General features: G+C 49.3%; 27 protein-coding genes. 16 read left to right on the top strand and 11 right to left on the bottom strand.

Annotated features, from left to right (window positions below; genetic code table 11):
- From BBEV_RS13515 to BBEV_RS13485, 7 genes are all read left to right on the top strand, one after another.
- The gene (locus tag BBEV_RS13515) at nt 1–645 is read left to right on the top strand and encodes a nucleotidyltransferase family protein (RefSeq protein WP_069365947.1); all 645 of its coding nucleotides are present in this window, start codon (nt 1–3) and stop codon (nt 643–645) included.
- A 322-nt stretch (nt 646–967) separates the two neighbouring features.
- Entirely contained in the window at nt 968–2314 is a 1347-nt protein-coding gene (locus tag BBEV_RS13510) for a 5'-deoxyadenosine deaminase (RefSeq protein WP_069365946.1), read from the top strand.
- Between the two features lie 17 nt (nt 2315–2331).
- Nucleotides 2332–2862, top strand: coding sequence for a 2-oxo-4-hydroxy-4-carboxy-5-ureidoimidazoline decarboxylase (gene uraD / locus BBEV_RS13505; RefSeq protein WP_232318189.1), 531 nt, complete (start codon nt 2332–2334; stop codon nt 2860–2862).
- A complete protein-coding gene (gene pucL, locus BBEV_RS13500) occupies nt 2855–3811 on the top strand; it encodes a factor-independent urate hydroxylase (RefSeq protein WP_069365945.1) in 957 nt (318 codons plus the stop codon). The genes uraD and pucL overlap by 8 nt, the downstream gene beginning before the upstream one ends.
- Complete coding sequence (gene uraH, locus BBEV_RS13495; RefSeq protein ID WP_069365944.1) at nt 3808–4170, top strand: hydroxyisourate hydrolase; 363 nt, start codon at nt 3808–3810, stop codon at nt 4168–4170. Before pucL ends, uraH begins: the two co-directional genes overlap by 4 nt.
- Before the next feature lie 4 nt (nt 4171–4174).
- Nucleotides 4175–5458, top strand: coding sequence for a Zn-dependent hydrolase (locus BBEV_RS13490; protein ID WP_069365943.1), 1284 nt, complete (start codon nt 4175–4177; stop codon nt 5456–5458).
- Nucleotides 5455–6711 (top strand): pyridoxal-phosphate-dependent aminotransferase family protein, encoded by a 1257-nt coding sequence (locus tag BBEV_RS13485; protein ID WP_069365942.1) that lies wholly within the window; start codon nt 5455–5457, stop codon nt 6709–6711. The genes BBEV_RS13490 and BBEV_RS13485 overlap by 4 nt, the downstream gene beginning before the upstream one ends.
- Before the next feature lie 70 nt (nt 6712–6781).
- On the opposite strand, the gene nrfD is transcribed toward BBEV_RS13485, so the two are convergent.
- The 6 genes from nrfD to BBEV_RS13455 all read right to left on the bottom strand — a co-directional run bounded on the left by nrfD (nt 6782) and on the right by BBEV_RS13455 (nt 11725).
- The gene (nrfD, locus tag BBEV_RS13480; protein WP_069365941.1) at nt 6782–7987 is read right to left on the bottom strand and encodes an NrfD/PsrC family molybdoenzyme membrane anchor subunit; all 1206 of its coding nucleotides are present in this window, start codon (nt 7985–7987) and stop codon (nt 6782–6784) included.
- A 13-nt stretch (nt 7988–8000) separates the two neighbouring features.
- Entirely contained in the window at nt 8001–8678 is a 678-nt protein-coding gene (gene dsrO / locus BBEV_RS13475; protein WP_084007398.1) for a sulfate reduction electron transfer complex DsrMKJOP subunit DsrO, read from the bottom strand.
- Nucleotides 8679–8982: 304 nt separating this feature from the next.
- Nucleotides 8983–9744, bottom strand: coding sequence for an energy-coupling factor transporter transmembrane component T family protein (locus BBEV_RS13470; protein ID WP_069365940.1), 762 nt, complete (start codon nt 9742–9744; stop codon nt 8983–8985).
- Nucleotides 9707–10303 (bottom strand): Gx transporter family protein, encoded by a 597-nt coding sequence (locus BBEV_RS13465; RefSeq protein WP_198155009.1) that lies wholly within the window; start codon nt 10301–10303, stop codon nt 9707–9709. Before BBEV_RS13465 ends, BBEV_RS13470 begins: the two co-directional genes overlap by 38 nt.
- Nucleotides 10260–10637 carry a NusG domain II-containing protein gene (locus BBEV_RS13460; protein ID WP_069365939.1) on the bottom strand — a complete coding sequence of 126 codons (378 nt, stop codon included), beginning with the start codon at nt 10635–10637 and terminating at the stop codon, nt 10260–10262. The genes BBEV_RS13465 and BBEV_RS13460 overlap by 44 nt, the downstream gene beginning before the upstream one ends.
- A 26-nt stretch (nt 10638–10663) precedes the next feature.
- Nucleotides 10664–11725, bottom strand: a complete 1062-nt coding sequence (locus BBEV_RS13455) for an FAD:protein FMN transferase (RefSeq protein ID WP_069365938.1) — start codon at nt 11723–11725, stop codon at nt 10664–10666.
- 133 nt (nt 11726–11858) lie between these two features.
- Here BBEV_RS13455 and BBEV_RS13450 point away from each other — a divergent pair, with 133 nt between their 5' ends.
- The 3 genes from BBEV_RS13450 (at nt 11859) to BBEV_RS13440 (ending at nt 14075) form a co-directional block, all read left to right on the top strand.
- On the top strand, nt 11859–13013 hold the full coding sequence (locus BBEV_RS13450) for a glycosyltransferase family 2 protein (RefSeq protein ID WP_069365937.1): 1155 nt from the start codon (nt 11859–11861) through the stop codon (nt 13011–13013).
- 67 nt (nt 13014–13080) lie between these two features.
- On the top strand, nt 13081–13533 hold the full coding sequence (gene aroQ, locus BBEV_RS13445; protein ID WP_069366753.1) for a type II 3-dehydroquinate dehydratase: 453 nt from the start codon (nt 13081–13083) through the stop codon (nt 13531–13533).
- A 2-nt stretch (nt 13534–13535) separates the two neighbouring features.
- The gene (locus tag BBEV_RS13440; RefSeq protein WP_069365936.1) at nt 13536–14075 is read left to right on the top strand and encodes a shikimate kinase; all 540 of its coding nucleotides are present in this window, start codon (nt 13536–13538) and stop codon (nt 14073–14075) included.
- 290 nt (nt 14076–14365) lie between these two features.
- On the opposite strand, the gene nadA is transcribed toward BBEV_RS13440, so the two are convergent.
- From nadA to BBEV_RS13425, 3 genes are read right to left on the bottom strand one after another with little or no spacing between them, the layout of a single operon-like run.
- The gene (nadA, locus tag BBEV_RS13435; RefSeq protein WP_069365935.1) at nt 14366–15463 is read right to left on the bottom strand and encodes a quinolinate synthase NadA; all 1098 of its coding nucleotides are present in this window, start codon (nt 15461–15463) and stop codon (nt 14366–14368) included.
- Between the two features lies 1 nt (nt 15464).
- Nucleotides 15465–16313 carry a carboxylating nicotinate-nucleotide diphosphorylase gene (gene nadC / locus BBEV_RS13430; protein WP_069365934.1) on the bottom strand — a complete coding sequence of 283 codons (849 nt, stop codon included), beginning with the start codon at nt 16311–16313 and terminating at the stop codon, nt 15465–15467.
- Nucleotides 16294–17820, bottom strand: coding sequence for an L-aspartate oxidase (locus BBEV_RS13425; protein WP_069365933.1), 1527 nt, complete (start codon nt 17818–17820; stop codon nt 16294–16296). The genes nadC and BBEV_RS13425 overlap by 20 nt, the downstream gene beginning before the upstream one ends.
- A gap of 88 nt (nt 17821–17908) precedes the next feature.
- On the opposite strand from BBEV_RS13425, the gene BBEV_RS13420 reads away from it, so the two are divergent.
- Genes BBEV_RS13420 through BBEV_RS13410 form a run of 3 tightly spaced genes read left to right on the top strand, consistent with a single transcriptional unit; the run spans nt 17909 to nt 20833 of the window.
- A complete protein-coding gene (locus BBEV_RS13420) occupies nt 17909–19030 on the top strand; it encodes a cysteine desulfurase family protein (RefSeq protein WP_069365932.1) in 1122 nt (373 codons plus the stop codon).
- Nucleotides 19027–19560 carry a transcription repressor NadR gene (locus tag BBEV_RS13415; RefSeq protein ID WP_069365931.1) on the top strand — a complete coding sequence of 178 codons (534 nt, stop codon included), beginning with the start codon at nt 19027–19029 and terminating at the stop codon, nt 19558–19560. The genes BBEV_RS13420 and BBEV_RS13415 overlap by 4 nt, the downstream gene beginning before the upstream one ends.
- Before the next feature lie 58 nt (nt 19561–19618).
- Complete coding sequence (locus BBEV_RS13410; protein WP_069366752.1) at nt 19619–20833, top strand: PQQ-dependent sugar dehydrogenase; 1215 nt, start codon at nt 19619–19621, stop codon at nt 20831–20833.
- Nucleotides 20834–21027: 194 nt separating this feature from the next.
- Here the strand turns inward: BBEV_RS13410 and BBEV_RS13405 are convergent, their stop codons facing one another.
- Complete coding sequence (locus BBEV_RS13405) at nt 21028–22230, bottom strand: iron-containing alcohol dehydrogenase (protein ID WP_198155008.1); 1203 nt, start codon at nt 22228–22230, stop codon at nt 21028–21030.
- A gap of 202 nt (nt 22231–22432) precedes the next feature.
- On the opposite strand from BBEV_RS13405, the gene BBEV_RS13400 reads away from it, so the two are divergent.
- From BBEV_RS13400 to ric, 3 genes are all read left to right on the top strand, one after another.
- Nucleotides 22433–22684, top strand: coding sequence for a DUF1858 domain-containing protein (locus BBEV_RS13400; protein WP_069365930.1), 252 nt, complete (start codon nt 22433–22435; stop codon nt 22682–22684).
- Nucleotides 22681–23925: a DUF438 domain-containing protein gene (locus BBEV_RS13395; protein ID WP_069365929.1), complete on the top strand. Its 1245-nt coding sequence runs from the start codon at nt 22681–22683 to the stop codon at nt 23923–23925. Before BBEV_RS13400 ends, BBEV_RS13395 begins: the two co-directional genes overlap by 4 nt.
- A 71-nt stretch (nt 23926–23996) precedes the next feature.
- Nucleotides 23997–24707, top strand: coding sequence for an iron-sulfur cluster repair di-iron protein (ric, locus tag BBEV_RS13390; RefSeq protein ID WP_069365928.1), 711 nt, complete (start codon nt 23997–23999; stop codon nt 24705–24707).
- A gap of 110 nt (nt 24708–24817) precedes the next feature.
- Here the strand turns inward: ric and BBEV_RS13385 are convergent, their stop codons facing one another.
- A complete protein-coding gene (locus BBEV_RS13385; protein WP_069365927.1) occupies nt 24818–26257 on the bottom strand; it encodes an MBL fold metallo-hydrolase in 1440 nt (479 codons plus the stop codon).
- Between the last annotated feature and the right edge of the window lie 100 nt (nt 26258–26357).

Below are 26357 nucleotides of genomic sequence, written 5' to 3'. Positions count from 1 at the left end.
ATGTTTTCGAATACCGTACATGCGATCATTCTTGCTGGTGGTGCTTCCACCCGTATGGGTGCTGTGAAACAGACGCTTGAGATTGAAGGATACTCCATGATCGACCACACAGTCATGCAAGCTGCAAAACTCCCCGTGGAGCGCATCGTGATTGTCACCGGAGCACATGCAGATGCAGTGATGGACGCCGTTACGGTGACAGATTCACGGATTCAATTCGTTCATAATCCGGTCCATGAAACCGGACAGGCAACCTCTCTGAAAAAAGGATTGTGCTATGCGCAATCAAGAGGAGCCCATGCGCTCGTGATGCTGGCCGATCAGCCGTGTATTTCGGAAGAAACCTATCAGGCTGTTTATGATGAAGGGCTGTCGATGAAAGCGAGTCGAAAGCCGTATACGGTCCGTCCGATCTTTCATGGACGACAGGGGCATCCGGTGTTTTTCGGCAGACCGTACATGCTGAACCTCATGTGCCTGAAATTGCCGGGCGATGAAGGCGGTAAGCGTCTCAACAACCAGGTTCTGTCTTTGCATACACCGGTGAATGACCCCTTGATCACGTTTGATGTGGATACACCAAAGGCCTATGAGAAAGCAAAAGAACTCATAAAAGCAGCTTCTTCTGAAACATTGAAAAACTGATTGACTGGATATGAGCTGTTTTTGAAGGAGTACCCATAGGGATGCACAGCCCGTGACTCCCGGAGGATGAAGCGCAGTCCGAAGATCCACTTTTGCAAAGCAAAAGGTAGCAGAGGACAAGACCTTGGGAAAGCATCGGCCTGAAGCGTCCCGGAGGGTACGATTTCAATAAGAACTTTCATCAAAAGTCAGCAGAAAGTGATTGAATAACACAGGCAAAAAATTAAATCAATCGCACAACCTCAAAATGATGGTTTGAGGGTCCTGCCAGGAACCGACAGATCCTGACTGCGAAATAAGAACGAGCACAGGAGGGACCCTGATGGGAAGCATATTGATTCGAAATGCTGAAATCATCACGATGAACGAAAAACGAGAACAGCTGACGGGTGATATTTTAATCGAAGGAACGGATATCCTGGCAGTCGGGGAGCACCTTCCATGCCCAACGGATGCAGAAGTAATTGATGGCACCGGCCGGGTTGTGATTCCCGGGTTTATTCAAACGCATATTCATCTCTGTCAAACGATTTTTCGCGGCAGGGGAGACGATCTGGAACTGATGGATTGGCTGAAAGGCCGGATCTGGCCCCTTGAAGCAGCCCATGATCCTGAATCCATCTATTATTCCGCCATGCTTGGAACAGGCGAACTGATTCAAAGCGGGACCACTTCGATCGTCGATATGGAGACGGTTCATCATACGAACGAAGCATTCGAAGGCATGGCAAGGTCCGGTATCCGGGCCCTTTCCGGTAAAGTGATGATGGATCAGGGCGAGGACGTACCCCTTCCTTTACAGGAAGATACGATGACCTCTCTGAAAGAAAGTACAGACCTTCTTGAAAAATGGCATGGCTATGATCAAGGCCGATTGCAGTACGCGTATTCACCGAGGTTCGTCGTGTCGTGTACGGAGAACCTGTTAAAGGAAACTGCCCTTCTCTCGAAAGAGTATCAGGTCAGGGTGCATACTCATGCTGCAGAAAATCAAGGCGAAATTGCCATTGTGGAACGTGATACCGGCATGCGAAACGTGGAATATCTGGATGCACTCGGGCTTGCGAATGAGCGCTTGATTCTGGCGCACTGCATCTGGCTCAGTGATCGGGAAAAGGAGATCATCCGGGACAAGCAGGTGAAAGTGACCCATTGTCCAGGGAGTAATTTAAAACTGGCTTCCGGACGGGCAGAAATTCCTCAGCTGTTGGATGCCCACGTGTGTGTCAGCCTGGGGGCTGACGGTGCACCGTGTAACAACAATTTAGATATGTTCAACGAAATGCGCCTTGCCGCTTTGATTCATAAACCTGAAAACGGCCCGACCGCCATGGATGCCAAAAAAGTATTTCAAATGGCGACCATCGGTGGTGCAAAGGCGATGGGCATGGAAGATCAGATTGGCAGCATTGAGCCGGGGAAAAAAGCAGATCTGGCCATCTTGAATTTGAATGATCTGCATATGTACCCTTCCTATGACGTGGATACCATTTCAAGAATTGTCTATTCTGCCACACGGGCGGATGTGGAAACAACCATCATCCATGGCAAGATCGTGATGCGAAACCGGATTCTCACAACGATGAACAAAGAAGAAGTCATGCGGGATTCGAATACGGCCATTAAACGGCTGATCAGAAGGACCTCACTGACAGGGGATCCAAGGTGAACAAGGAGATGAGAACCATGATGACAATGGATGATATCAGACGTTTATCGAGAGAGGCATTTATTCGCGACGTGGGGCATGTGTTTGAACATTCCCCATGGGTGGCTGAGTCCGCCTACGATCAGGGCGGGCCATTTCTGTCCACGGACGATGTTTACAGGCGTATGCTCACTGCCATGCACGCGGGCAGTGAAGAACAAAAGCTCAGCTTACTCCGGGCTCATCCGGATCTTGGCGGCCGCATTCAAATGACAGAGGCATCTGTCGCAGAACAAAAAGGTGCCGGACTCGATCAACTTTCGGCAGAAGAGTATCAGACACTTCAGGAGCTGAATACATTATACACGGAGAAGTTTGGTTTTCCCTTCATTCTCGCAGTGAAAGGGAAGACAAAAGAAGAAATCATTACCAATCTGAAAGAGCGGATTCATCATACGAAAGAAAAAGAATTTGCCACGGCCCTGCATGAAGTCGGCAAAATCGCCGGTTTCCGGTTACACGATTTGATTACAGGGATGAAGACGAAGGAGGAGATCAGTCATGACTGAACGTACAATGCTTTACGGAAAAGGCGATGTATTTGTCTATCGCACCTATGCCACACCGTTAACAGGAATCGCTATGATCCCGGAATCAGATTTCAAGGGTCGTTCCAACACGATTCTTGGCATGGATATTCAGGTCTCCTTAGCCGGGGAAGCCTTTTTCACATCATTTACTGAAGGGGACAACAGCAAAGTTGTTGCGACAGATTCCATGAAGAATTTCATTTTACACCACGCAGGAGAATATACCGGCAGCACGATGGAAGGCTTTCTTGCCTATGTCAGCGCTCAATTTTTAAAAAAGTACGACCATATCAGTTCAGTGGATATGAGCGGGAAGCAGTTTCCTTTCGAAGCTGCAATGGTTGGCAGTGATGCCGGTGTTCAGGAAAGTGAGACAGTTTTCAGGGAAGGGGTCCTGGAGAAGCCGGGCGTAACCCTTTCCACAGGCCGGAGTGAATCGGGTGAAGCGAAACTCAACGCCCTTGAGTGCAGTGTGCACGATCTGCATCTCATTAAGGTGAAGGGCAGCAGCTTTGCAGGCTTTATTCGCGATGAATACACAAAGCTCCCGGAAACAAAAGACCGACCGCTGTTTATTTACCTGAACATCAGCTGGACTTACAAAAATATGGATGACGCTTTCGGTGATCAACCGGAGTTATATGTTGCCGCTGAGCAGGTCAAACACATTGCCCAGACGCTTTTCCATCAGGAAGCCTCCCCCTCGATCCAGAAGCTGATTTACGATATCGGGATCCGGGTGATGCAGCGGTTTCCACAGCTGGAGACCGTGTCCTTTGAATCCAATAACCGGACTTGGGAGACGATTCGTGATGAGATCCCGGCATCAAAGGAAGGGAAGGTCTTTACCGATCCACGCCCGCCTTATGGATTCCAGAAATTCACTGTCCTGCAAGAAGACGTTAGGCGCGAGGAGGGAAGGTCATGAGCGGAAAATTGACCACTCATGTCTTGAATACCGCAGCAGGTCACCCCGCTGCGGGCATGCGGATTACGTTGAGCCGTTTCGACGACGAAACAGAAGCATTTCGTGAAATCGAAACGTTTGCGACAAATGAAGACGGTCGCATCCATTCGCCTCTCCTTGAAGACACGGCGTTCAAAGCAGCGCAGTATGAACTGCTCTTTCACGTGGGAGAATATTACCGGAATGAGCAGGATCAGCCAGAGGATTCCCTGTTTCTCGATCAGGTTCCGGTCCGCTTTACAGTGAATGATTCAGAGGCCCATTATCATGTGCCCCTTCTGGTTACACCATACGGCTATACCACATATCGTGGGAGCTGAATCGATGAGTGAAGAGGTGAGTAATTTGCAGACAACGGCAGGTATAAATCAGCAGCGGCTTTGGGGTCATCTGATGAAGTTGCGTGAAATTGGAGCAGGTGAGCATGAATCTGAGGGCATAACCCGGTTATCTTTTACACCGCCTGAGATTGAAGCGAAAAAGTATATTATCCGTCTCATGGAAGAAGTGGGGCTCGACGTAAAGATGGATGCAGTCGGGAATGTTCTTGGCCGGTTAGAAGGGACAAATCCTGAACTTCCGGTAATTATGACAGGGTCTCATGTGGATACCGTCATTCAGGGAGGGCCCTTCGATGGATCACTTGGCGTCCTTGGAGCCATTGAAGCTGTGAGAACCATGATAGAACATAGCGAACAGCCAAAACGGACCATTGAAGTCGTCAGTTTCTCTGACGAAGAAGGGACCCGTTTCGGTGCAGGCTATTTGGGCAGTAAAGCTTTGACAGGACAGCTGAAACCGGGATTCCTGCAATTGACGGATAAAGAGGGCTTTACGTATAAAGAGGCCCTTTTGTCGGCAGGGTTTGATCCTGGGCGTTATATCGAAGCAGCCCGAAGCCAGGAAGAGATCGAAGCCTTTGTGGAAATGCATATTGAACAAGGAAGAGTACTTGAAGAAGCCGATGTGCCTGTCGGGATCGTCACTTCGATTCAGGGACCCCTTTGGCTGAAAGTCAAGATTCAAGGTGCGGCAGATCACGCGGGAGCAACGCCGATGGCGATCCGAAAAGATGCATCTCTGGCCATGGCAGAAACGATGCTCGCTGTGGAACGGGTTGCAGTAACGTATGAAGGCGTGGGAACCGTCGGGAAATTGAATGTGACACCCGGGGGCGTAAATATCATTCCAGGTGAGGCTGAATTTACAATTGACCTTCGTCACGGCAGTGAAGAAGCAAGAAGCAGCATGCTTCGTGATCTCTATGCAGCGTTCCATTCAATCGAATCAGCACGGGGTGTCAGCTTCGTCAGTGAAATCACAAAAGAAGAAGCGCCCGCTGTCTGTTCTTCCGAAATTCAAACGGTTTTAGATGAAGCTGCGGATGAATGTGGAATCGGATCTACTCCAATGCCTTGCGGGGCAGGGCATGATGCATTGATCATGTCCACCGTCTCGAAAATGGGCATGATCCTCGTCCGTTCGGAAAATGGGATCAGCCATAATCCAAAGGAATGGACGACAGCAGAGGATTGCGCCACTGGAACCAACTTACTTCTGCGTACGTTGCAGAAATTGGCACACGGAGAAATGGAGCGTGATGTATGATGGAGAAACCCTTAACGATTCCACCGAGAACGATCATGACACCGGGTCCTGTGGAAGCAGAACCGAGCGTATTGCGGGCGATGTCTTCCTCAGTCCTCGGACAGTTTGATCCGGATTTCACTGCGATCATGAATGATGTCATGACAATGCTCAGAGAAGTCCTGCAGACTGAAAATCACTGGGCCTTCCCAGTCGACGGGACATCGAGAGCAGGTATCGAAGCGATGCTGGGGAGTATCATTGAAGACGGTGATAAAGTACTCGTTCCCGGTTTCGGCCGATTTGGATATTTATTAAAAGAAATATGTGAGCGTGTCGGGGGCGATGTAAAATTGATCACCTGCGACTGGGGCGAAGTATTTGAGGAGGATGAAGTCACCCAGGTCATCCGCGATTGGAAACCCAAGGTGGTCGCCATGGTCCACGGTGATACATCCACAGGACGGGTGCATCCGTTAAAAGCGATCGGCCATGCCTGCAGGGAAAACGATGCGCTGTTCATCGTCGATGCAGTGGCGACTGTTGCCGGTATGGATGTGCTGCCAGATGAGTGGTATATTGATGGCCTGATTACGGGGACGCAGAAATGCCTGTCGATTCCTTCAGGTCTAGCTCCGTTAACGTATAACCACCGGATTGAAGCGGTCCTGCAGGAACGGAAATCGGTGGAAGAAGGCATCGCATCCTCAGAGGATCCGAGAGGGATGGACCGGCGGGTGCGCAGCAATTATCTGGATCTCAGTCAGCTGCAGGATTACTGGTCTCCAAAACGCTTGAATCATCATACCGAAGCGACGTCGATGATTTACGGATTATATGAAGGTCTTCGGGTCATTCTTGAAGAAACACTCCCTGCGAGATTTGCCCGTCACAAAGAAAACGAAGCAGCACTCGTGGCAGGCATTGAAGGAATGGGGCTTGAACTGTTTGGAGACCCGGCAGCAAAACTGACTACCGTCACGTGTGTGAAGATACCGCCGGGTGTGGACGGTGATGCGGTTCGTAAGCAATTGCTCGATGATTTCGGGATTGAGATTGCCAGCTCATTCGGACCACTGCACGGAAAAATCTGGCGAATCGGCACCATGGGTTACAGCTGTCAAAAGCGGAATGTGTTAGCTGTCCTGAATGCGCTGGAAAGTGTCCTGATCTGGCAAGGCGTAACCGTGACCCGGGGGAATGGGGTTCAGGCTGCACTGAGTGTGTACCAAAACCAGTCAAAAACAGCAGCAAAATCACTGTTGTCATCATGAATGCAGACGGACCCGCTCGGAAGTGAGCGGGTCCGTCATTATGAAAAGGGGGTAATGCACAGATTTAGAATCAGCTGGCTTTTTGAGCTTCCGATGGTTTTTCTTTCTTTTCCAGCTTGTTGAGGAGCCTTGTCATAATGAAGTAGAAGGCCAACAGCACGCCCAGTGCTCCAATCGTCATGCTCATTTCAACAAATGTCGGTACGTAACTCATCAGGTAAACCTGAGTGGAAGCGTCCGGCTGTAAAAGAACGGTTTGGCCTGCGGTAACAAGGTTATGCCGGGCGAACATCATGCCGACAAGGGCCATCACGGCCGCAGCCAACAGCAGTTTCGGTGAACGGGTCAACAATACGATCGCTAGCGGGATCAATAACCCGATACCGAGTTCAAACACCCAGAAACTGATGGCCAGATCACCGAATAACAGGTTCATGGTCGCCTCATAACGTTCCGGATACTGCCCGATGAAACCGCTGACGAGGTTCCAGACGGTCATGATACCGACGACGATGATGAACAAAACGAGCAGTTTACTCATATACGGTACAATCTCTTCTCTGGTCTTCTGGTTATGGAAGTAATACAGAACCATTAATGCGGCGGCACCGGTTAACAGGGCAGTAAAGATGAAGAAAATCGGTAAATAGGGTGCGGTCCAGTAGGCCCGTCCCGGCATGGTGCCAAAAACAGCGCCGAGGTTACTGGTTGCGATGATTCCGGTTGTAATAGCCAGGAAGGAAGCGATTTTCAAAGCCTTTGGACTTTTACGCAAGTAGAAGACCACTTCAAGAATCAGGAAGAGTAAATAAATGCCGTACAGAAAGCCCATCCAGATAAAGGCGGATTGAAAGTTCGGTGACAATACAGCATAGATGGCAAGATTCAATGGATATTTCAGTTCGAAAAACAGAACGGTGAAAGCCGTCAGCATAAAGGAAATGGCAAGGACGATCGGCTTGATGCCCATGCTTTCGAATTCTGCAGTGTTGGTGAATTTCGTATCACCGAATACGAGTTTCAAAATCCAGTCCCGGTGGCCCAGTGTGGATAAGAGACAGATCCCTGTACAGCCTACTGCAAAGAAGACATAGGCGGAAATCAGGATACCCCAGGAAAATTCATCGGTGGTGCCCCAGGCATCGTGACCTTGAAGCAGTGTGACGACAGCCCCGTAGGCAAACAATGCCACCAGGACACCAATCGCTGCCACAACAACGATCCGGAACGTTTTATGTTGGCGAATGCTTGATTGATCATTAATCAATTCACTCATGGATACCCCTCCTTTACTGTTGTCTCACATAGTAGATTTTTGGATTCGTACCGAGATCGGCACGCAGTGTATTCAAACGACGTTCTGCAACCATTTGGGAAACTTCGCTTTCCGGATCATTCAGATCACCGAAGTGTCGTGCATCCACCGGACAGGCTTCCACGCAGGCGGGCTGTTCGCCAGCTTGTACGTAACCGTCACAGAAGTTACACTTCTCAGGTGTTTGTTTGGCTTCGCTCCAGATACGGGCATTGTAAGGACACGCTGCTACACAGCCTTTACAGCCGATGCATTTATCGTGATCCATGATCATGATACCGTCTTCGTTCAGGTACGTGGCTTGCGTCGGACAGATCCGTGCACAGGGTGCGTTGTCACAGTGATTGCACTGAGCGGTGAAATTCTCAATCTTGATATTTGGTGCATTGCCAGTCTCGAAATCCTTGTACAGTTTGATGTAATCTTCATCCTCCGGCAATCCGTGACGTTCCTTACAACCGGCCTGGCACTGACCACAGGCGATACATTTAATGTTGTCGATAACCATACCGTAGCGGACGTTTCGTCCGGTTTCTTCCGTTGCACCGGCCATATTTCCCATTGCGAAAGCACCGCTTGATAAGAGTGTAACACCGGACACGAGGGTGGCTGACCGTTTCAAAAATGAGCGTCTTGATACTTCCTGATTCATAATCATTGTCCTCCTTCTGAATTTCGAGTTACGGGACATTTGTCCCTGTTATTTGTGGTTTTGTGTTAACTGGATACGGCGATATTGAATAATTATTAACTAATTAAATCGAGTATATCATAGGATTTTTTTCGGGAAAGAGAAATAATATGTCAAATGTGTGAAGTCTGTGAAGTGTTTTAAAATCCTCACAATTTGATCACTTAACAGACATAAAACTACTTCAATAGTGTTAATGAGCAATGAATCAATCAAAAAATAAAACAGCCGATTCCGGCTGGAAACCGAAAACGGCTGTTTTCTTTTATATCAGAATCGCTTGCTCTAATGTGGCTATGATGTATATTAATCCAATGAAACTGATGAATAATACAATTTCAGACTTTGACAGCATGGCCCGGTACGTAAACAGGGCTTTTGCATCCACTTCATTCACGTACTGTTCCACTTCGTCCAGACGCTGAAACGAGTCGACGATGAAAGCGACCAGGACATCGCTGATTTGAGCAATTTTAGCCCGCCAGGTTTCGTTTTCACTGAAGCCTTTCATACTGGAGGCAAAGCTCTTTTTAACGGAAGGTCCCAGCTGTTTTAACTCGTTGACCACACACATGATGACTTTGAGGAAATCTTCAACTGGGACACCTAATTTCTTAAGGGGCGTCAGCATGAAATCAAAGACACCGACGATTTCTTCCGTTCCGGTAGAGAAGAAAAAAAGGCTGGTAGCGTACCAGAGCAAGAACAACTGGATCAGCCTCAGTGTAACATCTTCGAAGGATCCGTAGACCATACCGAAGTCTGTCGCGGAAAAGGCAGATACGATCGCTGCCATCCCCAGTCCGAAAAGGTAGGGGAATAAAATAATGATCAAATAAGCGGCCATGCTCTTAAACATATCTTTCAATCTTGCACCATACAAGAAAGTGCTGATGAGGAGATAAATGGCAAGTAAAACAAAACTCAATTGATGATCCAGGAAAAAAGGAATAATCCCAAGGATCAGGGCGATGATGAATTTATAGCCACTATCGATTGGCCAGAACCCCTTTTTTCTCCATTTCATAAATAACCCTCTCTCCAATGCTACCTGTGATATAACCTGTAATGACAGCAGAAACGAGCAGAATTGGCAGGTAATAGAAAATGACAACCTCGCCGAGAATAAACGCTGCCACGGTAATTTGTGCGGAGTTATGCACCAATGCTCCGGCTATGCTGATTCCTTTAATACTGAACAGATTCGAGAACTTTTTATACATGACGGCCATGAGTAGAGCACTTATAATCCCGCCTGTCAGGCTGAAGGCCAGAGTAAGAATACCCCGGGTCAAAACAGCTACAACAAGGCACCGGATGACAACGATTGAAACGACGTGTCGAAAACTCAGCGACGCGATGGCGAGCAGTGTAATGATATTCGCAAGCCCCAGTTTGATCCCTGGAATCGGTAATGGAATAAACACAAAGAACTCGAGCAGGGAAATCAGTATGGCATTGGTCACAAGAATGACAATGATTGCATTTCGTTTATGTTTGCCCATCGGCCGGTCCAATGCCGGGATGGTCTTTCCCTCTTGATTATCCGACGGAGACGACGGTTCGGGCTGGTAAACAGACGGCATTGTGTCCCTCCCTTGTCAGCCAGCCGGTATTGACACAGATATTATCCGGGCAGTCAGAGTGTTGAAAACGGATCTGACCAGGCTGAACTTCGATTATGACATTTAAATCATTTTCCAATGCAATACGCTCTTCTTCGGATATCGTTGTCAGATCAATTTCATGAGTGACTGATCCGTTTTGTTCGATTTTGGCCATGAGTGGATCGTCATCCGAGCGGGTCATCCGGCGAAACAGATCGGTGCTGCCTGTCCAGAGAAACAAGCCGCCAGCGACAACGCCTGCCCCCATCAGCATAATGAAATCCCCGCGTTTCATTTTTTTCTTTTCATTCATGGTTGCATGCCTCCTGCTGATCTGTATTACTGAATTATATCTTCCATACCTGAACTCTTGCGGATATCTTTATTATCTCCGACCCATAGGGCTTCCACATTTTCGAGACTCTCCACAAGGGACAAGCCGTCTTCAAAGGGGAGAAGAAACAATTCGGTAGTGAGGTATTCTGTAACGACCGCGCTGTCTGCAACAACTGATATGCCGCGATGGTGTTCTGCGGGCATACCGGTTTCTACATCAATGATATGATGAATTCTTTTGTCGTCAATCATTACATAACGTTCATAATCGCCGCTTGTATCGATCGACTGATCCTGAAGTTGAATGCGTTCAAGAACCGCATCTTCAGAAGCCATGTGGGGCTGATCAGGATCCTGTACCCCTACGATCCAATAATCCCTGTTTTCTTCCATCGGAGGGCCAAGTATCTGCCAGTTGCCACCGGACATAATGACACCGGATTCAAAGCCCATCTCAATCAGTTCGGTACCGACAATGTCTGCGGCAAAACCTTTGGCGATGGCTCCGAGATCGAGGCTCATCTGCTCATCCTCGAGGTAAACGGTGGAGGCTTCTTCATCCAGAATGATCTGATCCATCGATGTATGTGCCTGTGCCTGTTCGATCATGGCCGAGTCGGGTAAAGATACATTGTCAGGATTTTCCTTCGCCTCGTTCATAACGTCTGTCCAAAGTTCAACGAGACTGCCGACGGCAATATTCATCTTCCCTTCCGTCTGTTCATGCCATTCCTTTGAGAATGCGATAATTTCGAACAGTTCATCGTCGACGGTCACGGGTTCAATCCCGGCATTTGCATTTATGGTGGAGACATTGGTAAAGTCATCGTATTCATTGTAATAGTCGAACAGTTTATGGAAGTAACGGTACCGTTCTTCAACGTGATCCACATATTCATAAAAGTCTTCAGCGGATTCAGTATAACCAATCACCTGCACCACCGTATCAAAGTAATCAAACAGGTGCTCTGAATGACGTTCATAATCGTCATAGGATTCACTTGCCCCGGCGCTGCAGCCGGCAGTGATAACGAATGCGGTGAAGCCTGCCATTATTTTCTTCATGGTAATCCCTCATTTATAAAGTAAGTAGTATCTAAAGTATGCACGTTCAGTATAAGGTATAATTCGTTTGGAATATATGATTTTATCCAAACCGCCACAGAAATGTGAAATTTGTAGAAAGTGAGGAGACAGAATGATTTACTTGGCGATAGTGACGCTCATCATTTGGGCGGGGATCTTAATCGATACACTGGTGGGCTTTCGGAAGTTTCCTAAGCTTGAAGAATACCGCAATGCCCGTTCATTCGATGAGGATGAACCCTTGGTCTCCGTCATCATTGCCGCGCGGGATGAAGGGAGCGGTGTGCTTGACAGCATCGCCAGTCAATTGAAGCAGTCTTATCGTAACATCGAATGGATTCTCGTCAATGACCGCTCCTCAGACGACACGGGCAGCTGCTTTGATCAGCTGGCAGAACAGGATCCGCGGGTGAGAGCGGTTCATTTAACCGACTTGCCGGCTGGCTGGCTCGGTAAAAATCATGCCCTTCACCGGGGCGTCCAGAAGGCAAGTGGGGATTATCTGGTGTTTGCGGATGCGGATGTTTATTTCAAACCGCATACGGTAAGCGGAGCCATGGCATATATGGCAGATACCGATGCAGCCCATGTGACAATGACGCCGGAGATGACGGTGAAGACGTTCTGGACACAGGCCTTTGTTCATTTCTTTTTATTTGGTTTCTCCTATTATAAGCGGCCCTGGAAAGCGAATGATGACAACAGTAAACATGCGCTGGGGATCGGGGCCTTTAACCTGATCCGGCGTGATGCCTATGACACCATCGGTACCCATGAAGCCATCCGTATGCGTCCGGATGATGACCTGATGCTTGGTCTGAAAGTGAAAGAAGCGGGGCTTCGTCAACGGGTGATTGAAGGAACGGGCGGATTGGCCGTGGAATGGTATCCTTCATTGAAAGAGGCGGTTAAAGGGTTGGAGAAAAACACGTTTGCGGGTTTGCACTATTCCTGGTTCATGGTGCTGTTTGCGCTGGCTGGAGTGTTTATCTCACAAGTGTTTCCGTTTATCGCACTGTTCATCACGACGGGAGTGACCCAGGGGCTCTATAGTGCTGTGATTGTGATTCTCCTCGTGATTTATGTGCGAACGGCCTTTCATCCCTGGCCAAAAGTACTCAAAACGTTTTTGGTTTTTCCATTCAGTGCCGTGCTCTTCATGTTCACAATCCTCCGCTCGGTGCTTTTGACAGTAATCCGTGGCGGCATCGTATGGCGGGGGACGTTTTATCCGTTAAAAGAATTGAAAAAACAGCAGAAGGAATAATCCGGCAAGCACCTCGCACTCAAAGCCAGATTCCGCTATAATCAGAGGAGATAGGGAGGTGGATGTCATGAAACGACTGGTGGTATTACATGGCGTAAATTTAAATATGTTCGGAAAACGAAACCCCGATGTTTACGGCACAGTGACCTTGGCTGAAATTGACGAGCAGCTGAAGGCGTTCGGACAGGAATTACAAACCGAGGTGGAAACGTTCCAGACCAATCATGAAGGAGAGATGGTGGAGCGAATTCACCAGGCCTTTGAGGACAAAGTGGAGGGTGTGTTGATCAACGCCGGAGCATGGACCCACTACAGCTATGCGATCCGCGATGCATTGGATATCCTCGAGGTTCCCGTCATTGAAGTGCATATGTCGAACATTCATGCCAGGGATGCATTCCGCCATCATTCTGTCATCGCAGAGATTGCGAAGGGACAGATTGCAGGATTTGGTGTGGATAGTTATTTACTCGGTTTACAAGCGTTGCACCGGGAGCTGGAGCAGAAGGGGGAGTCTTAGTTATGAAAGTCGATCATGAATCACTGGGCCGGACGCTGGTCTTCATCGGATTTATGGGTGTCGGCAAAACAACTGTCGGAGAGCTGGTTGCTGACAGGCTGGATGTTCCTTTTAAGGATTCAGATGAAGAAATCGTGAAAGCATTTGATGAGATGACAATTCCGGAGATTTTTCATACATACGGGGAACAGGCTTTTCGCAACAAGGAAAAAGAAACGATCCTGCAATTGATTGATGCAGAAAAACAGGTACTCTCTTTAGGTGGCGGAGCCTTTATGCAAGAAGCGGTCAGGCAGAAATGTCTGGAAGAGGCAGTCGTGATTTTTCTGGATATGACATTTGCCGCGTGGAAGGAACGGTTCCCGGAATTGATCAGCAGCCGGCCCCTTCTGCAAACAAAGTCGATGGCGGAAATTGAAACCCTGTTTGCTGAGCGTCGTTCATTGTACGACGCTCATCACATCCGGGTTTTGACAGACGAAATCACACCCGAAGAAGCAGCTGAACAAATTTTTCAATCATTGGAGAAGCTGGATCGATAAACAGCATCAAGCAGGCCATAGAGATCTTGAAAAACAGGTGCTCGTATAGTAGGAAATCCGAACGTATCTATGATGATAGTGTTCGGATTTTTTGTGCTGCAGGGCTCTGTCAAAGTTCATTGTTGATCATGGCACTGAATGCGCAACAGGCGACCCCCGAGGGAGAAGCGAAGTTTGAAATTCACTATTCACAAAGCGAGTGAAATCAACTATGAACGATAACAGAGCCTGGCTTATAACTACTTTCGCCCAGCTTGTTCCTGTGAAAATGATGATTTCAACAACTGACATTACAACGCCAGCATGCGCTCGATGGCTAACCGGGAATGCCTTTGGGTGTCACCGGTCACCTTGATCCGGTTATGAACCGTCCCGGATGCCAGTTCGTCCAGCACCCAGGCCAGATGGGGAAGATCAATCCGGTTCATCGTGAGACACGGACAAAAGTCAGGGTTCAGTGAAACGATATCGAGATGTGAGTTTTCCTGAATGAGCCGGTTCACCAGATTCATTTCCGTTCCGATGGCCCACCTGCTTCCTGCAGGACTGTTTTCAATGGTTTCGATGATCTTCCGGGTGGAGCCATTGAGGTCCGCAGCCTGCGTCACCTCCCACGTGCATTCGGGATGAACAATGATCTGACGGTCGGGTTCCTCTTTACGAAAGGCATCGACATGATCCATACGGAAATTTTCATGTACCGAACAGTGCCCTTTCCAAAGAACGACTTCCAATATCTGTGGATCAGTTTCTGCCTGCAGTTCATCTGCAACAGGATCCCATACACCCATGTGCTGAAGGGGAACGCCCAAATCGTAACCGGTGTTACGGCCCAAATGCTGATCCGGGAGAAATAAAATCCGTTTGCCCGTCCGGCGGGCTTGATCCATGACCTTAGCGGCGTTGGAAGAAGTCACCGTCATCCCCCCGTGTTGCCCGACAAACGCTTTGACTGCGGCAGAGGAATTGACATATGTGATGGGCAGAGGCGCATCGCCTAAAAGCGGCAGAAGCTTGTGCCAGCCGCGCTGCAGTTGTTCACTGGTGGCCATATCAGCCATGGAGCAGCCGGCTCTTAAGTCGGGAAGAATGACCTCGGTCTCATCGGATGTGAGTATATCCGCGGTTTCCGCCATGAAGTGCACGCCGCAAAAAACGATGAAGCGAGCATGCTGATCTGCCGACAGTCTGGCCAGTTGAAGGGAATCGCCGGTGGCATCCGCGAACTGAATGACCTCATCGCGCTGATAGTGGTGACCAGGGATGAACAGATCCTGCCCCATCTGTTTTTTAACCTGATGAATCCGTTCTGAAAGTGCGGTATCCGATTGTTCCTTGTACCAGGCAGGAATACCGCTTTTGGTTTCAGTGAGCCAGTCGAGTGTCATATCAAACATCCTCCTTTTGTTCTTGCAGTGTGAAGCTCATATCCACCGGTGTCACAGTGTGCGTCAGACAGCCCGCAGAAATCACATCCACACCGGACTTCGCTATCGCCGATAAGGTGTCTTCGGTGACATTCCCGGAATACTCAATGGTGATGTTTTCCGGTTTTGATTGCAGCCATGATTTGGCGATGTCTGGCGGTGTATTGTCAATCATAATCACGTCCGCGTTTGCATGAATGGCCTCGAGAAACTGAGCAAATGATTCGACTTCCACTTCGATTCTGGTCATATGACCTGTAGCCTGTTTCACAAATTCAACCGCACGGGTGATACTGCCGGCAGCTGCGACATGGGTATCTTTGATCATGGCAGCGTCGTCCAGACGCAGGCGGTGATTATTACCACCGCCGGTTTTGACGGCATATTTCTCAAGCATTCGAAGTCCCGGGGTGGTTTTCCTGGTGTCGGCAATCTCCACGCCGGTTCCTTCGAGAATCCGGACCATCCTGCGGGTCCGAGTGGCGATACCCGAAAGGTGCTGAAGGATATTCAGCATGACCCGTTCAGCGGCAAGAAGATCAGAGATGTGGCCCTCTGTGCGGAAAATCTCTTCTCCCGGTCGAATTGTATCCCCGTCATGTTTATAAAAGACGGGATGAATCGCCGGATCAAAGAGGCGATAACAGGCCCTGACAACCGCCGTTCCGCAAAAAACACCGTTCGCTTTTGAATAAACTGATCCGTTTGCCAAATCAGTTTCTTTGAAAATCGCCCGGGTGGTGACGTCACCGAAACCTAGATCCTCGGTGTAAAATTGGCGCAATTGCTCTTCAAGTAACAACGGATTCATGGTTTTGCCTCCTGTATGTGTCGTTCGCTGTCTTGGTCTGGTCGCTTTCATATGCATCAAGGGCTGCTTGCAGTATTTCACAGGCTGCAGTCCACTGATTGATAAGGTCGCACGAATGGGCGTCGACGCCTTGCAATGACACGTTTGTCAGTTTGTACAAGTCGAGAGCACGCAATTCTTTGAGTGCATAATGTATCTGTTCATGACGGTGATGAATACCCAGAGACGTTGTCATCAACCGTTTGAGTTTGAAGAGATCCGGCAAATCAACCTGAGGAGACAGCGGTGTTCGTTCTTGTTTTTGAAGTGAGCGTCTGTCAATGGAAGAATCTGTTGCAAGCTGAAGATGAGTGGCAACCCGTTTCGCAAAAACCATACATTCCAGCAAAGCGTTACTGGCCAGCCGGTTGGCGCCGTGAACGCCGCTGCTGGCAGTCTCACCGACGGCATAAATTCCCGGAATTGCAGTATGACCATCGAGATCGGTCCTGATACCACCCATGTGAAAATGAACCCCCGTCATCACGGGCAGGAAACCATTCTCCGGATGGGTACCGGCTTCCTTGCAAATCCTGTATACTTGAGGAAAGAGTTGCTTGAAATTCTTAATCATGGTGATATCAAGAAACAGCTTGTGTCCTTGCCGTTCTTTTTCGTACATCGCTCCTGCCACGATGTCTCTTGGGGCAAGATCCAACAGGGGATGAATGTCCGTCATGACCTGCGTACCGTCTTCAGTGACAATCCGTGCACCTTCTCCGCGAACCGCTTCACTGACGAGTCCTTTGGCAGTGCCGTCTGTTCCCCGAAGAAGTGTCGGATGATATTGAATCAGGTGGAGATCCCGGGTTCGAAGGCCAAGCCTCTTGGCGATGGCAATGGCAGTTCCGGTCATATCAGGGTGGTTACTGGACTGTTCGAAGAGCCCGCCGATCCCACCTGTGGCGAGAATCAGGTAGCGGGTGCGGATTTGAAGCATCCGGCCGAGAGGTCCGCGAATATCAAGCAGCAACTGTCCGTCCGGTTCGATCGTCGCATCGATGAGTTTCATCTGGTGGAGGGTTTCAACTTCACCGTCAAGCAACGAGGCCAGGTAGCGCGTGAAGACTTTTCCTGTTTGGTCACCCCCTGCATGCAGAATTCGCTTGAAACTGTGCGCACCTTCTTGTCCGGTAATAAATCTGCCGAACCGGTCCTGATCCAAGGGCAGTCCAAGGCGGATCCATTCCCGGACTTCCTGAACCCCTTCCTCTACCAGACAATTAACGGCAGAAGGGTCATTGAGGAAGTGACCTGCCGACATGGTGTCATGAACATGACTCTCGAGATTGTCGGCTGGATCGGTCACACAGGCAATACCGCCCTGTGCCCGGAAGGAATTGGTTTCTTCCGGGGTGCCCGCAGAAAGAAGCGCCAGTCCGTTCATGTCTTTCAGGTGATACGCTGTCATAAGACCGGCAAGGCCACTGCCACAGATGATGCATTCTCTCTCAATTATCGTGTCCATAACTTCACACCTGTCTTTACATTTGTCTTGACATATATGTTTGCATATTTCTATACTTTGTTCAATACTTTTTTTGGAGTGATAAGTGATGATCTATCTCGACTGTGCGGCTACGACGCAAATGACGAACGACGCCATGGAAGCCTGGCTTTACGTGCAGCGTCACGCCTTTGCCAACAGTAACAGCCTGCACGAACCAGGTGATGAAGCGAAACAGATTCTCACTTCATCCATGTCACGGATTGCCTCATTGCTGGGGGCTGAACCGGGGTGTTGCCATCTCACCAGCGGAGGCACAGAAGCGAACGGCATCGCGCTCAGGCATCACTGGCTGAAAAGAAAAGCACGTTTTCAGACACCGCACCTTATCACAACCACCGTGGAACATCCTTCTGTATCGCGTTTTTTCCAGGAAAAAGAGAGAGAGGGTGTGGCAGTGACCTGGCTCAACCCGGATCAATCCGGACGGATTACGCCCGAAGCGGTGCAGGCTGCTTTGACCGATCGGACCCTGCTCGTTTCTGTTCATCTCGTGCAAGCAGAAACAGGCATCATGCAGCCGGTTAGGGAGATCGGCCAACTTCTTCACAATCAACAGATTGCTTTTCATGTCGATGCAGTTCAGGCTTTTGGGAAAATTCCGCTCGATGTGTCAAAAGGGGACCCCGTATGCGACAGTCTGTCGGTTTCGGCTCATAAGATTCACGGTCCGAAAGGGACGGGGTGCCTCTGGATGATAGACAGTGAAGGTCAGAAACTGGTACAGGGAACAGTCAATATTGCAGGCGCTGCAGCTTTGGCAGAGGCCATTTCACCTTATCTTGAACCAGGGGAAATACAACGCAGACTGAGCATGAATCGGCAGAAACGGGAGGCTTTTCTTGAGCAACTGGCTCCTTTCGGAGACCGTCTTGGCGTGGAAGGTACAGAGGATGAATGGCAACTGCCCACAGTGATCGGTATGCACATTGCCGGCTTACAGGGACAAAAACTCTTAACGGCGCTGGACCGGTACGGGATTGCCATTGCCACTGGGAGTGCGTGTCAGGCAGGGAAGACTGATGGTTCTGTTATGATGCAGGCGTTGTATCCTGAAGACCTTGACAAACGGACCCGTTTTATCCGCATTTCATTTGATTCTGATACAGCGATGGCTGATTTGGCATTCGCAGCAGAGCGTATTTTAGAAGAAGGAGGGTTTCAATCATGAAATTAACAGCCAGGGAACGACGAAATGACATGATCCGTCTCTTGCAAAAACAGAAGGAAGCACCGATTTCAGGCAGTCAGCTGGCCAATCATTTCAGTGTCAGCCGTCAAGTGGTTGTGCAGGACATGTCACTTTTGAAAGCAGGAGGTCATCCTGTGCTTGCCACAAGTCAAGGGTATGTCTGGCGGGGAGCACCAAACAATCAGCAGTATGAACGGATTGTCGTTTGTCAGCACCGGCCGGAGGAATCTGAACAGGAACTGACCCTGCTTGTGGACCACGGCATTACGGTGAAGGACGTCATGATTGAACATCCGGTTTACGGTGAATTGACGGGGCAACTCATGGTGAAATCAAGAAAAGATGTGGAGCGCTTCGTCAGTCAGATGAACAGCGCCCAGGCGTCTTATTTATCTGAACTGACCGATGGCATTCATATGCACACCCTTGAAGCGGACTCAGAGGATGATTTCGATGCAGCCGCTAAAGCACTTGAACAGGCCGGTTTCCTTGTCACCAGCGATTCATAATTGGAAAAATCGGGTATAAGCTAAGCACGAATGATTCTCGAAATGAGGGGTGCGCATGATGAACCATCAATTGTACGGGATCACCGCTTTGCTGATCGGACTCATGCTCTTCATGGCAGGTTGTCAACCAGCCAACAACACTACTGCAGAACCTGACAGCGTTCAGGAAACAGATCCTGAAACTAATAACGAGGAAACCGAAATGGACAATCACGAAGGGGAGAATGAGAACGAGGATGCAGAAAATAATCACCAGGAGAATAGCGCAGATGACGAATCAAGCATCCCGATTCTTGAGATGACAACGGGTGACTGGTCAGTGGAGACAGTCGCCGAGAATCTGGAAGTGCCATGGTCCCTTCAGAAATCCGGCCATACGTTTTATTTAACCGACCGGGATGGTCACATTCTGGAAGTGGAAAACGGGGATGTGGAGCGCTTTGAGCTCGAAACGTCCGATCCTGTAGCGCATGAGGGGGAGGGTGGCCTCCTTGGTTTTTTACTGGCGGATGATTTCGATGAATCCAAAGAAGCGTTTGCCTATTACACGTATATGGGGCAGTCGGCTCTTCAGAACCGCGTGATCCAGGTGTCGCATGACAACGGCAGCTGGCAGGAAACGGCTATTCTCCTCGATGAGATTCCCGGAGACCGGATTCATAACGGCGGCAGACTGGCCATTGGACCTGACGATTATTTGTATGTCACCACCGGGGATGCCAACGTTCCGTCATTGTCACAGGACGAAGAGAACCTTGCCGGAAAGATACTCCGGATGACACAGGGCGGTGAAGTACCCGACGATAATCCGTTTGATGGTTCGTTTGTATACTCGACAGGACACCGGAATCCGCAAGGCCTGTCCTGGGCAAGCGATGGCACGATGTACAGCTCAGAGCACGGTCCAACGGCACAGGATGAAATCAATATCATTGAACCTGGGTTGAATTACGGCTGGCCAGAGATCGAAGGCGATGAATCGAGAGACGGCATGGAAGATCCGGCGATTCACAGTGGCTCAGAGACATGGGCCCCCTCAGGAACAGCGGTGTATGATGATCATCTGCTCGTGACGGGTCTAAGAGGCAGTGCCCTGTATGTCTATGATGAAGAAGCCGAAGAGCTTCGTGAGATCTATGGCGGGGAGGGACGCCTTCGCGATGTGTATGTGGAAGATGAGCACATTTATCTGATCACGAACAATACGGATGGTCGTGGAGATCCTGCAGCCAATGATGACCGGATCTTACGATTAAGCTGGAACGATGAATAACCGAATACGTGATAAAAAGAAGAGTCTCAAGACGGATTTTATGCCGTTTTGAGACTCTCTTTGGGTTGGAAATGGACGATTAAAGAAAATAGTAGCCAGATAAAAGATAAAACCGGATATTTGGCGGGCATCGGTGCCGTTTACGCCAAACAACGTTTCAGAGTCGTTATTTGGCCAAAGCATCATGCGGGTGTTCACGCCCGGATGAGGTTGTACAGTTCAGTCAACTCTTTTTCACGAAGAATCACGGGAACGGGATACAGTGGATTGGCTTCCGCGACTGCACGTTTCACCATGTCCGGCAAATCCTGATCCTGAATGACCGAAGTGCTGACCGGGATCGCCATCGCCTGCTTCAGCTTTTCAATATGCCGGATGACGGCTTTCGCCTTCTCCCTGTCTGTGGCACTCTCATCCATCAGACCGGTGAAGTTGCTGATTTCAGCAAGCCGGCTCTCGGCATGCGTGCCGTAATAGCGAAGGACGTGGGGAAGAATGATCGCATTGGCCAGGCCGTGCGGTACATTGTAATAACCGCTCAGTGGATGTGCAAGTGCATGAACATAACCTACGTAAGCTTTTGTAAAAGCATTTCCTGCAAGATAGGCTGCATACTGCATCTGTTTACGGGCGAATACATTGCCACCGTCCTCATAAGCAACCGGAAGATAGTTGAAGATCAGATCGATGGCTTCAAGTGCAGTGGCGCGCACTTCGTCAGGTACACCCCGGTTCAAATGCGCTTCCACTGCGTGTGTCAGGGCGTCCATTCCAGTCATCGCCGTAATCGATCCAGGCAGTCCGGTTGTGAGAAGCGGGTCGAGAACGGCAACATCCGGAAGCAGGGCATAATCCATCAAGGCATATTTCTCATGGGTTTCCGGGTTGGAGATGACTGAAGCGATGGTCGCTTCACTTCCGGTCCCCGCAGTGGTGGGAACCACGGCGGTAAACGGGGTCGACTTCCAGATTTTCAATAACCCTTTCATGGAAGGGATGCTCCTTTTCGGCCAGGCAACCCTTGCTCCGACGGCTTTGGCACAGTCGATCGGGGAGCCGCCGCCAATGGCGATGATTCCCTCACAGCCTCCATTGACATAGGCATCTCTTGCTTCCTCAACATTTGTGATTGTCGGATTCGGGACGGTACCGGAAAAAATGCGCGATGCTACATTGTGAACAGACAGACCGGAGCAGAGCCGTTCTACCATCCCGGTAGTCATTATGCCTTCATCCGTCACGACCAGAACCTTCGTGATGCCTTCCTGTGCGACGCGCCTCGGCAACTGATCCAGCGCATTTTCGCCGATCATCAGTTCCGGTTCCCGCCAGGGCATCACCGGTGAAACGGTTTTGAGCGAATATTGTACCGTTCTGCACGCTGCTTCATAGATCATATTCCTCACCTCTTCTTGGATAGATAACTTAATTTTACCATTCATCATGTGACAAGTGGATGGAATTGCAAAATAACTTCGCACTGTGAAGATGTGACAAAATCATGACATTGGACTGATCGTGATATACATCACCTCTAATTGAGAATGGCGTTGTTAGAATGAGAATCAGATCAGAAAAAGGCAAATGGAGGCGATTCAAATGGCAAAAGGAACCGTGGATTTATCTAAAACCGTTTTGGAACTGTGCGAAGAGCATGAGGCGTTTCCCGAAACGATGAAAACACTAGGGTTCGATCAGATCACAAAACCCGGCATGCTCCAGTCGATGGGTCGGATCATGACGATTCCGAAAGGGTGTCGTGCCAAGGGAAAGGATCTTGAAGACGTCAAAGAGCAGTTGAGGGATATGGGTTATACAGTCAGCGATTCCACAAAGGAGGTACTGTCATGAGTGAAGTACTTAATAACCGCGAAACATTGACGGTGGAGCGGACGGATAAACAGGAAAAGTTGAAGGCGATCATCCGGAAATTGCACGACGGAGCGAGCGTCGAGGACGTGAAGCGGGAATTTGAAGAAACCGTCGGGAACATCAGCGTGGCGGAAATTTCCCGTATGGAACAGGCCCTGATGGAGGAAGATCAGATCCCCGTCTCTGAAGTGCAGCGTCTGTGCTCGGTGCACACGGAAGTATTCAAAGGCTCCATTGATGAGATTCATGGCACTGACGGCGTGACATTTGAACCTGGTCATCCGGTGCATACGTTTATGCATGAAAACCGGGAGCTTGAACACAAAGTGTCATTTCAGCTGAGTCTGCATAAAGACCGTTACATGAGGATGGCTGAAGAAGAAGAAGAAGAGCGTCAGGTGCTGATCGATGATCTGACGGAACTTTTGGCCATCGATGTCCACTACAGCCGAAAGGAAAATCTCTTGTTTCCTTATCTTGAGCAGTATGGAATTTACGGCCCGACGCAGGTGATGTGGGGCGTGGACGACCGGATCCGTGAAGCGGTTAAGGAAGCGCGGGCACTGCTGATGGAAAACGACCATCCGGATGCAGAAGATCTCGACGAAAAACTGCAGTACATCATCGATGAAATCAACGAAATGATCTTCAAGGAAGAAAACATACTTTTTCCGATGGCCATGGAGCATCTGACAGAAGATGAGTGGCTCAAAATCGAACGGGAAGGAAACGTCATCGGCTATATGTTCATTGATCCGCCGGTCCGCTGGTTGCCTGAACGGGCAGACCTCACCAGTGGCGAACACTTTCTGAAAGACGGAACCATTCAGCTTGAGACAGGCATTCTCAAAGTCGATCAGCTGGAGATGATGATGAATCACCTGCCGCTCGATATCACATACATTGATGAAAATGATATCGTGCGTTATTATTCCCACGGGAAAAATCCGATTTTCGCCCGGACGAAAACCGTGATCGGCCGGTCCGTTCAGAACTGTCACCCGCCAAAAAGTGCGCATCTTGTGGAAGACCTGCTGGACGCATTCAAGTCAGGGAAAAAAGAGGAAGAAGATTTCTGGATTTCGTTCAGAGGCCGCTATATTCACATCCGTTACTTTGCGGTCCGCGATGAGGACGGGACTTATCGTGGCACATTGGAAATGAAGCAGGACATTGCCCCCCTTCAGGAAATCACCGGTGAAAAACGGTTGATGAGCTGAAGGTGATGCGCATCACTGACAGGATGTTGTCATAAAAGGTAAGCTTTACAAAACAAAGGAGGACGACAACTATGAGTATTCAGGAAAACAGTCTCGTCAAAGACATCGTCATACAGGTGCCGGGAGCAGATGACTTATTTAAACACAACCGCATCGATTTCTGTTGCAACGGCAACCGCCCCTTGAATGAAGCAGCGGCCGAAAAAGAGGTGGATATTGCGGAGTTGATGAACCGTCTGAGTGATTTACAGAACCAGGCAGCAAAGCGGCAAGCTGCAACAAACTTTGCATGGGAAGATATCCGAACTGAAAAGCTGATTGATCACATTGTGTTCCATCATCACGATTTTCTCCGGGAAGAATTTAAAGAGCTGGAGTTCTACGTGACGAAAATTGCAAAAGTACACGGCGGGGATCAACCCAACCTGATCAAAGTGCATGAGCTGTTTCAACTGCTGAAGCAGGAAATGCTTGAGCATGTGAAAAATGAAGAAGAACTGCTTTTCCCGGCAATCATCCGCTATGAAGAGACGAAAACCGCTGAGGCCTATCAGGCAGTTGCAGATCAGGTTCAGGGATTCGAAGACGAGCACAGCGCCGCAGGTGATCTGCTGAGAGAAATTCGCGAAACAGCGAACGATTATATCACTCCGGAATCTTCATGCATGACGTTCCGGCGAACGTTCCAGCGGCTCGAAGCGATTGAATCAGATACGTTCCAACACATTCATTTAGAGAACAATATCCTTTTCCCACGTGTAGTGGAACAGACAACTGTATAATTCTAAAAAGCGCCCGGTTCATTGAGACCGGGCGCTTTTTTCATAGTGCTAATCAGAAATGTGTAAGTGTGCAAAAGGAATGAAGCCAAGTTTTCTTTAGCTCTTTTCGATCAACCCGTCACTTTCTCTACCTTGTCTACTGGCCGGCTTTCTTGATTCCAGCGCATGAATCCGCCTTTGATGTTACGCACATCCACGCCTTTTTCTTTCAACAGGCTGGCTGCGATGGCGGAACGTTGTCCGGAACCGCAGTAAACCGCAACTGGCCCATCAGGTAGTTCACTCTGGTCCCGATTTGGAATGTCATTCATCACGAGATTCTCCGCACCTTTGACGTGTGACGTCTCGTATTCAAAGTGATCCCGGATATCGAGAATTCGCAGATCTCCGTCGTTCAGCTGCTTCTCTGCCTGCTCGGGGCTGATAATCGGATAATCGGCCGTCCCTTCAGCCATTTCGTATTGTTCGACGACAAGCGGTGTAAAGTAACCGGCTGTGCGGTCGAGTCCGATAGCATTCATCGCGAGGCGCAAATCATCGACGTGATGCTCTTCGGTAATGAAATACACCGCACGGTCATAAGAGATGAGTGACCCCATCCAGTTGGCAAACTGCGAATCAAACGGGATATTCACCGTGCCAGGAATATGCGACGCAGCGAAGGCTTCACGGCTTCTTGTGTCAACGATCGTGACATCAGCGCCAAGCAGGTTCTGCATTTTTTTAACATTCGCACCAAACCGAAGCGGCGTGGTCTGCTCAGCAAGAAGCTCTGCGCCGGTTTTGTTCACCTTTTTCATTATGCCGAAGTAGGCTGGTGGTGTCGGCTGATCCGCCAATAGAAAATCGGAAAAATCGGCTTCATTTTCTGGCTGAAGGGCCGGATTTGTTTTGATCTCATACCCGAGTGTTGACGTTGGAATCGACCCGAGCGATTTCCCGCAGGCACTGCCGGCACCATGGCCTGGCCAGATTTGCAGTGACGGGTCATAATTTTTGATCCGCTGCAGGGAGTGGAACATTTGAATGGCGCCTTTTTTGGCGGAATCGGCAACGCCGACGGATTTCTCCAGAAGGTCCGGTCGACCCACATCCCCGACAAACAGGAAGTCACCGGTAAACATGCCGATCGGCTCATCAGATGCGGCGCCGTCCGTCAGAATGAAACTCATATGTTCCGGCGTATGCCCCGGTGTGTGAAGTCCTTCAAGGGTGACTTTACCCATCTGGACTTTTTCACCATCTTTTAAACCGACCGTATCGAGGTCATCAGACCATTCGTACGTACCGAATTCATCCCCGCCGTTTTCAGCGGAATAATAAATGGTAGCCATCGCCCGCTCTGCCATTTCTTTAGAACCTGAAACGTAATCTGCATGAATATGGGTTTCAAATACTTTCGTAATGGTCAGTTCTTCTTTCTCGGCTGTGTCGAAGTACGGTTTAAGGTTTCTTGAAGGGTCAATGACCGCTGCCTCGCCGGTTTTTTGGCACCCTACCATATAAGAAGCTTGTGCTAACGCATCATCGTAAAAATATTTCAAAAACATGATCAGAACTCCTTTCAAAAATAAAATCACAGTAATCCTTTTCCCGGATACCCGTGGGTGTAAACAAAATAGCATACACCAAGGGAGCGGAAATGTGTTT

Source organism: Salisediminibacterium beveridgei, from assembly GCF_001721685.1.
Taxonomy (GTDB): Bacteria; Bacillota; Bacilli; order Bacillales; family Salisediminibacteriaceae; genus Salisediminibacterium; species Salisediminibacterium beveridgei.
Note: the sequence above shows the minus strand (reverse complement) of the source record. Positions and strands in the feature narration are given on the sequence as shown.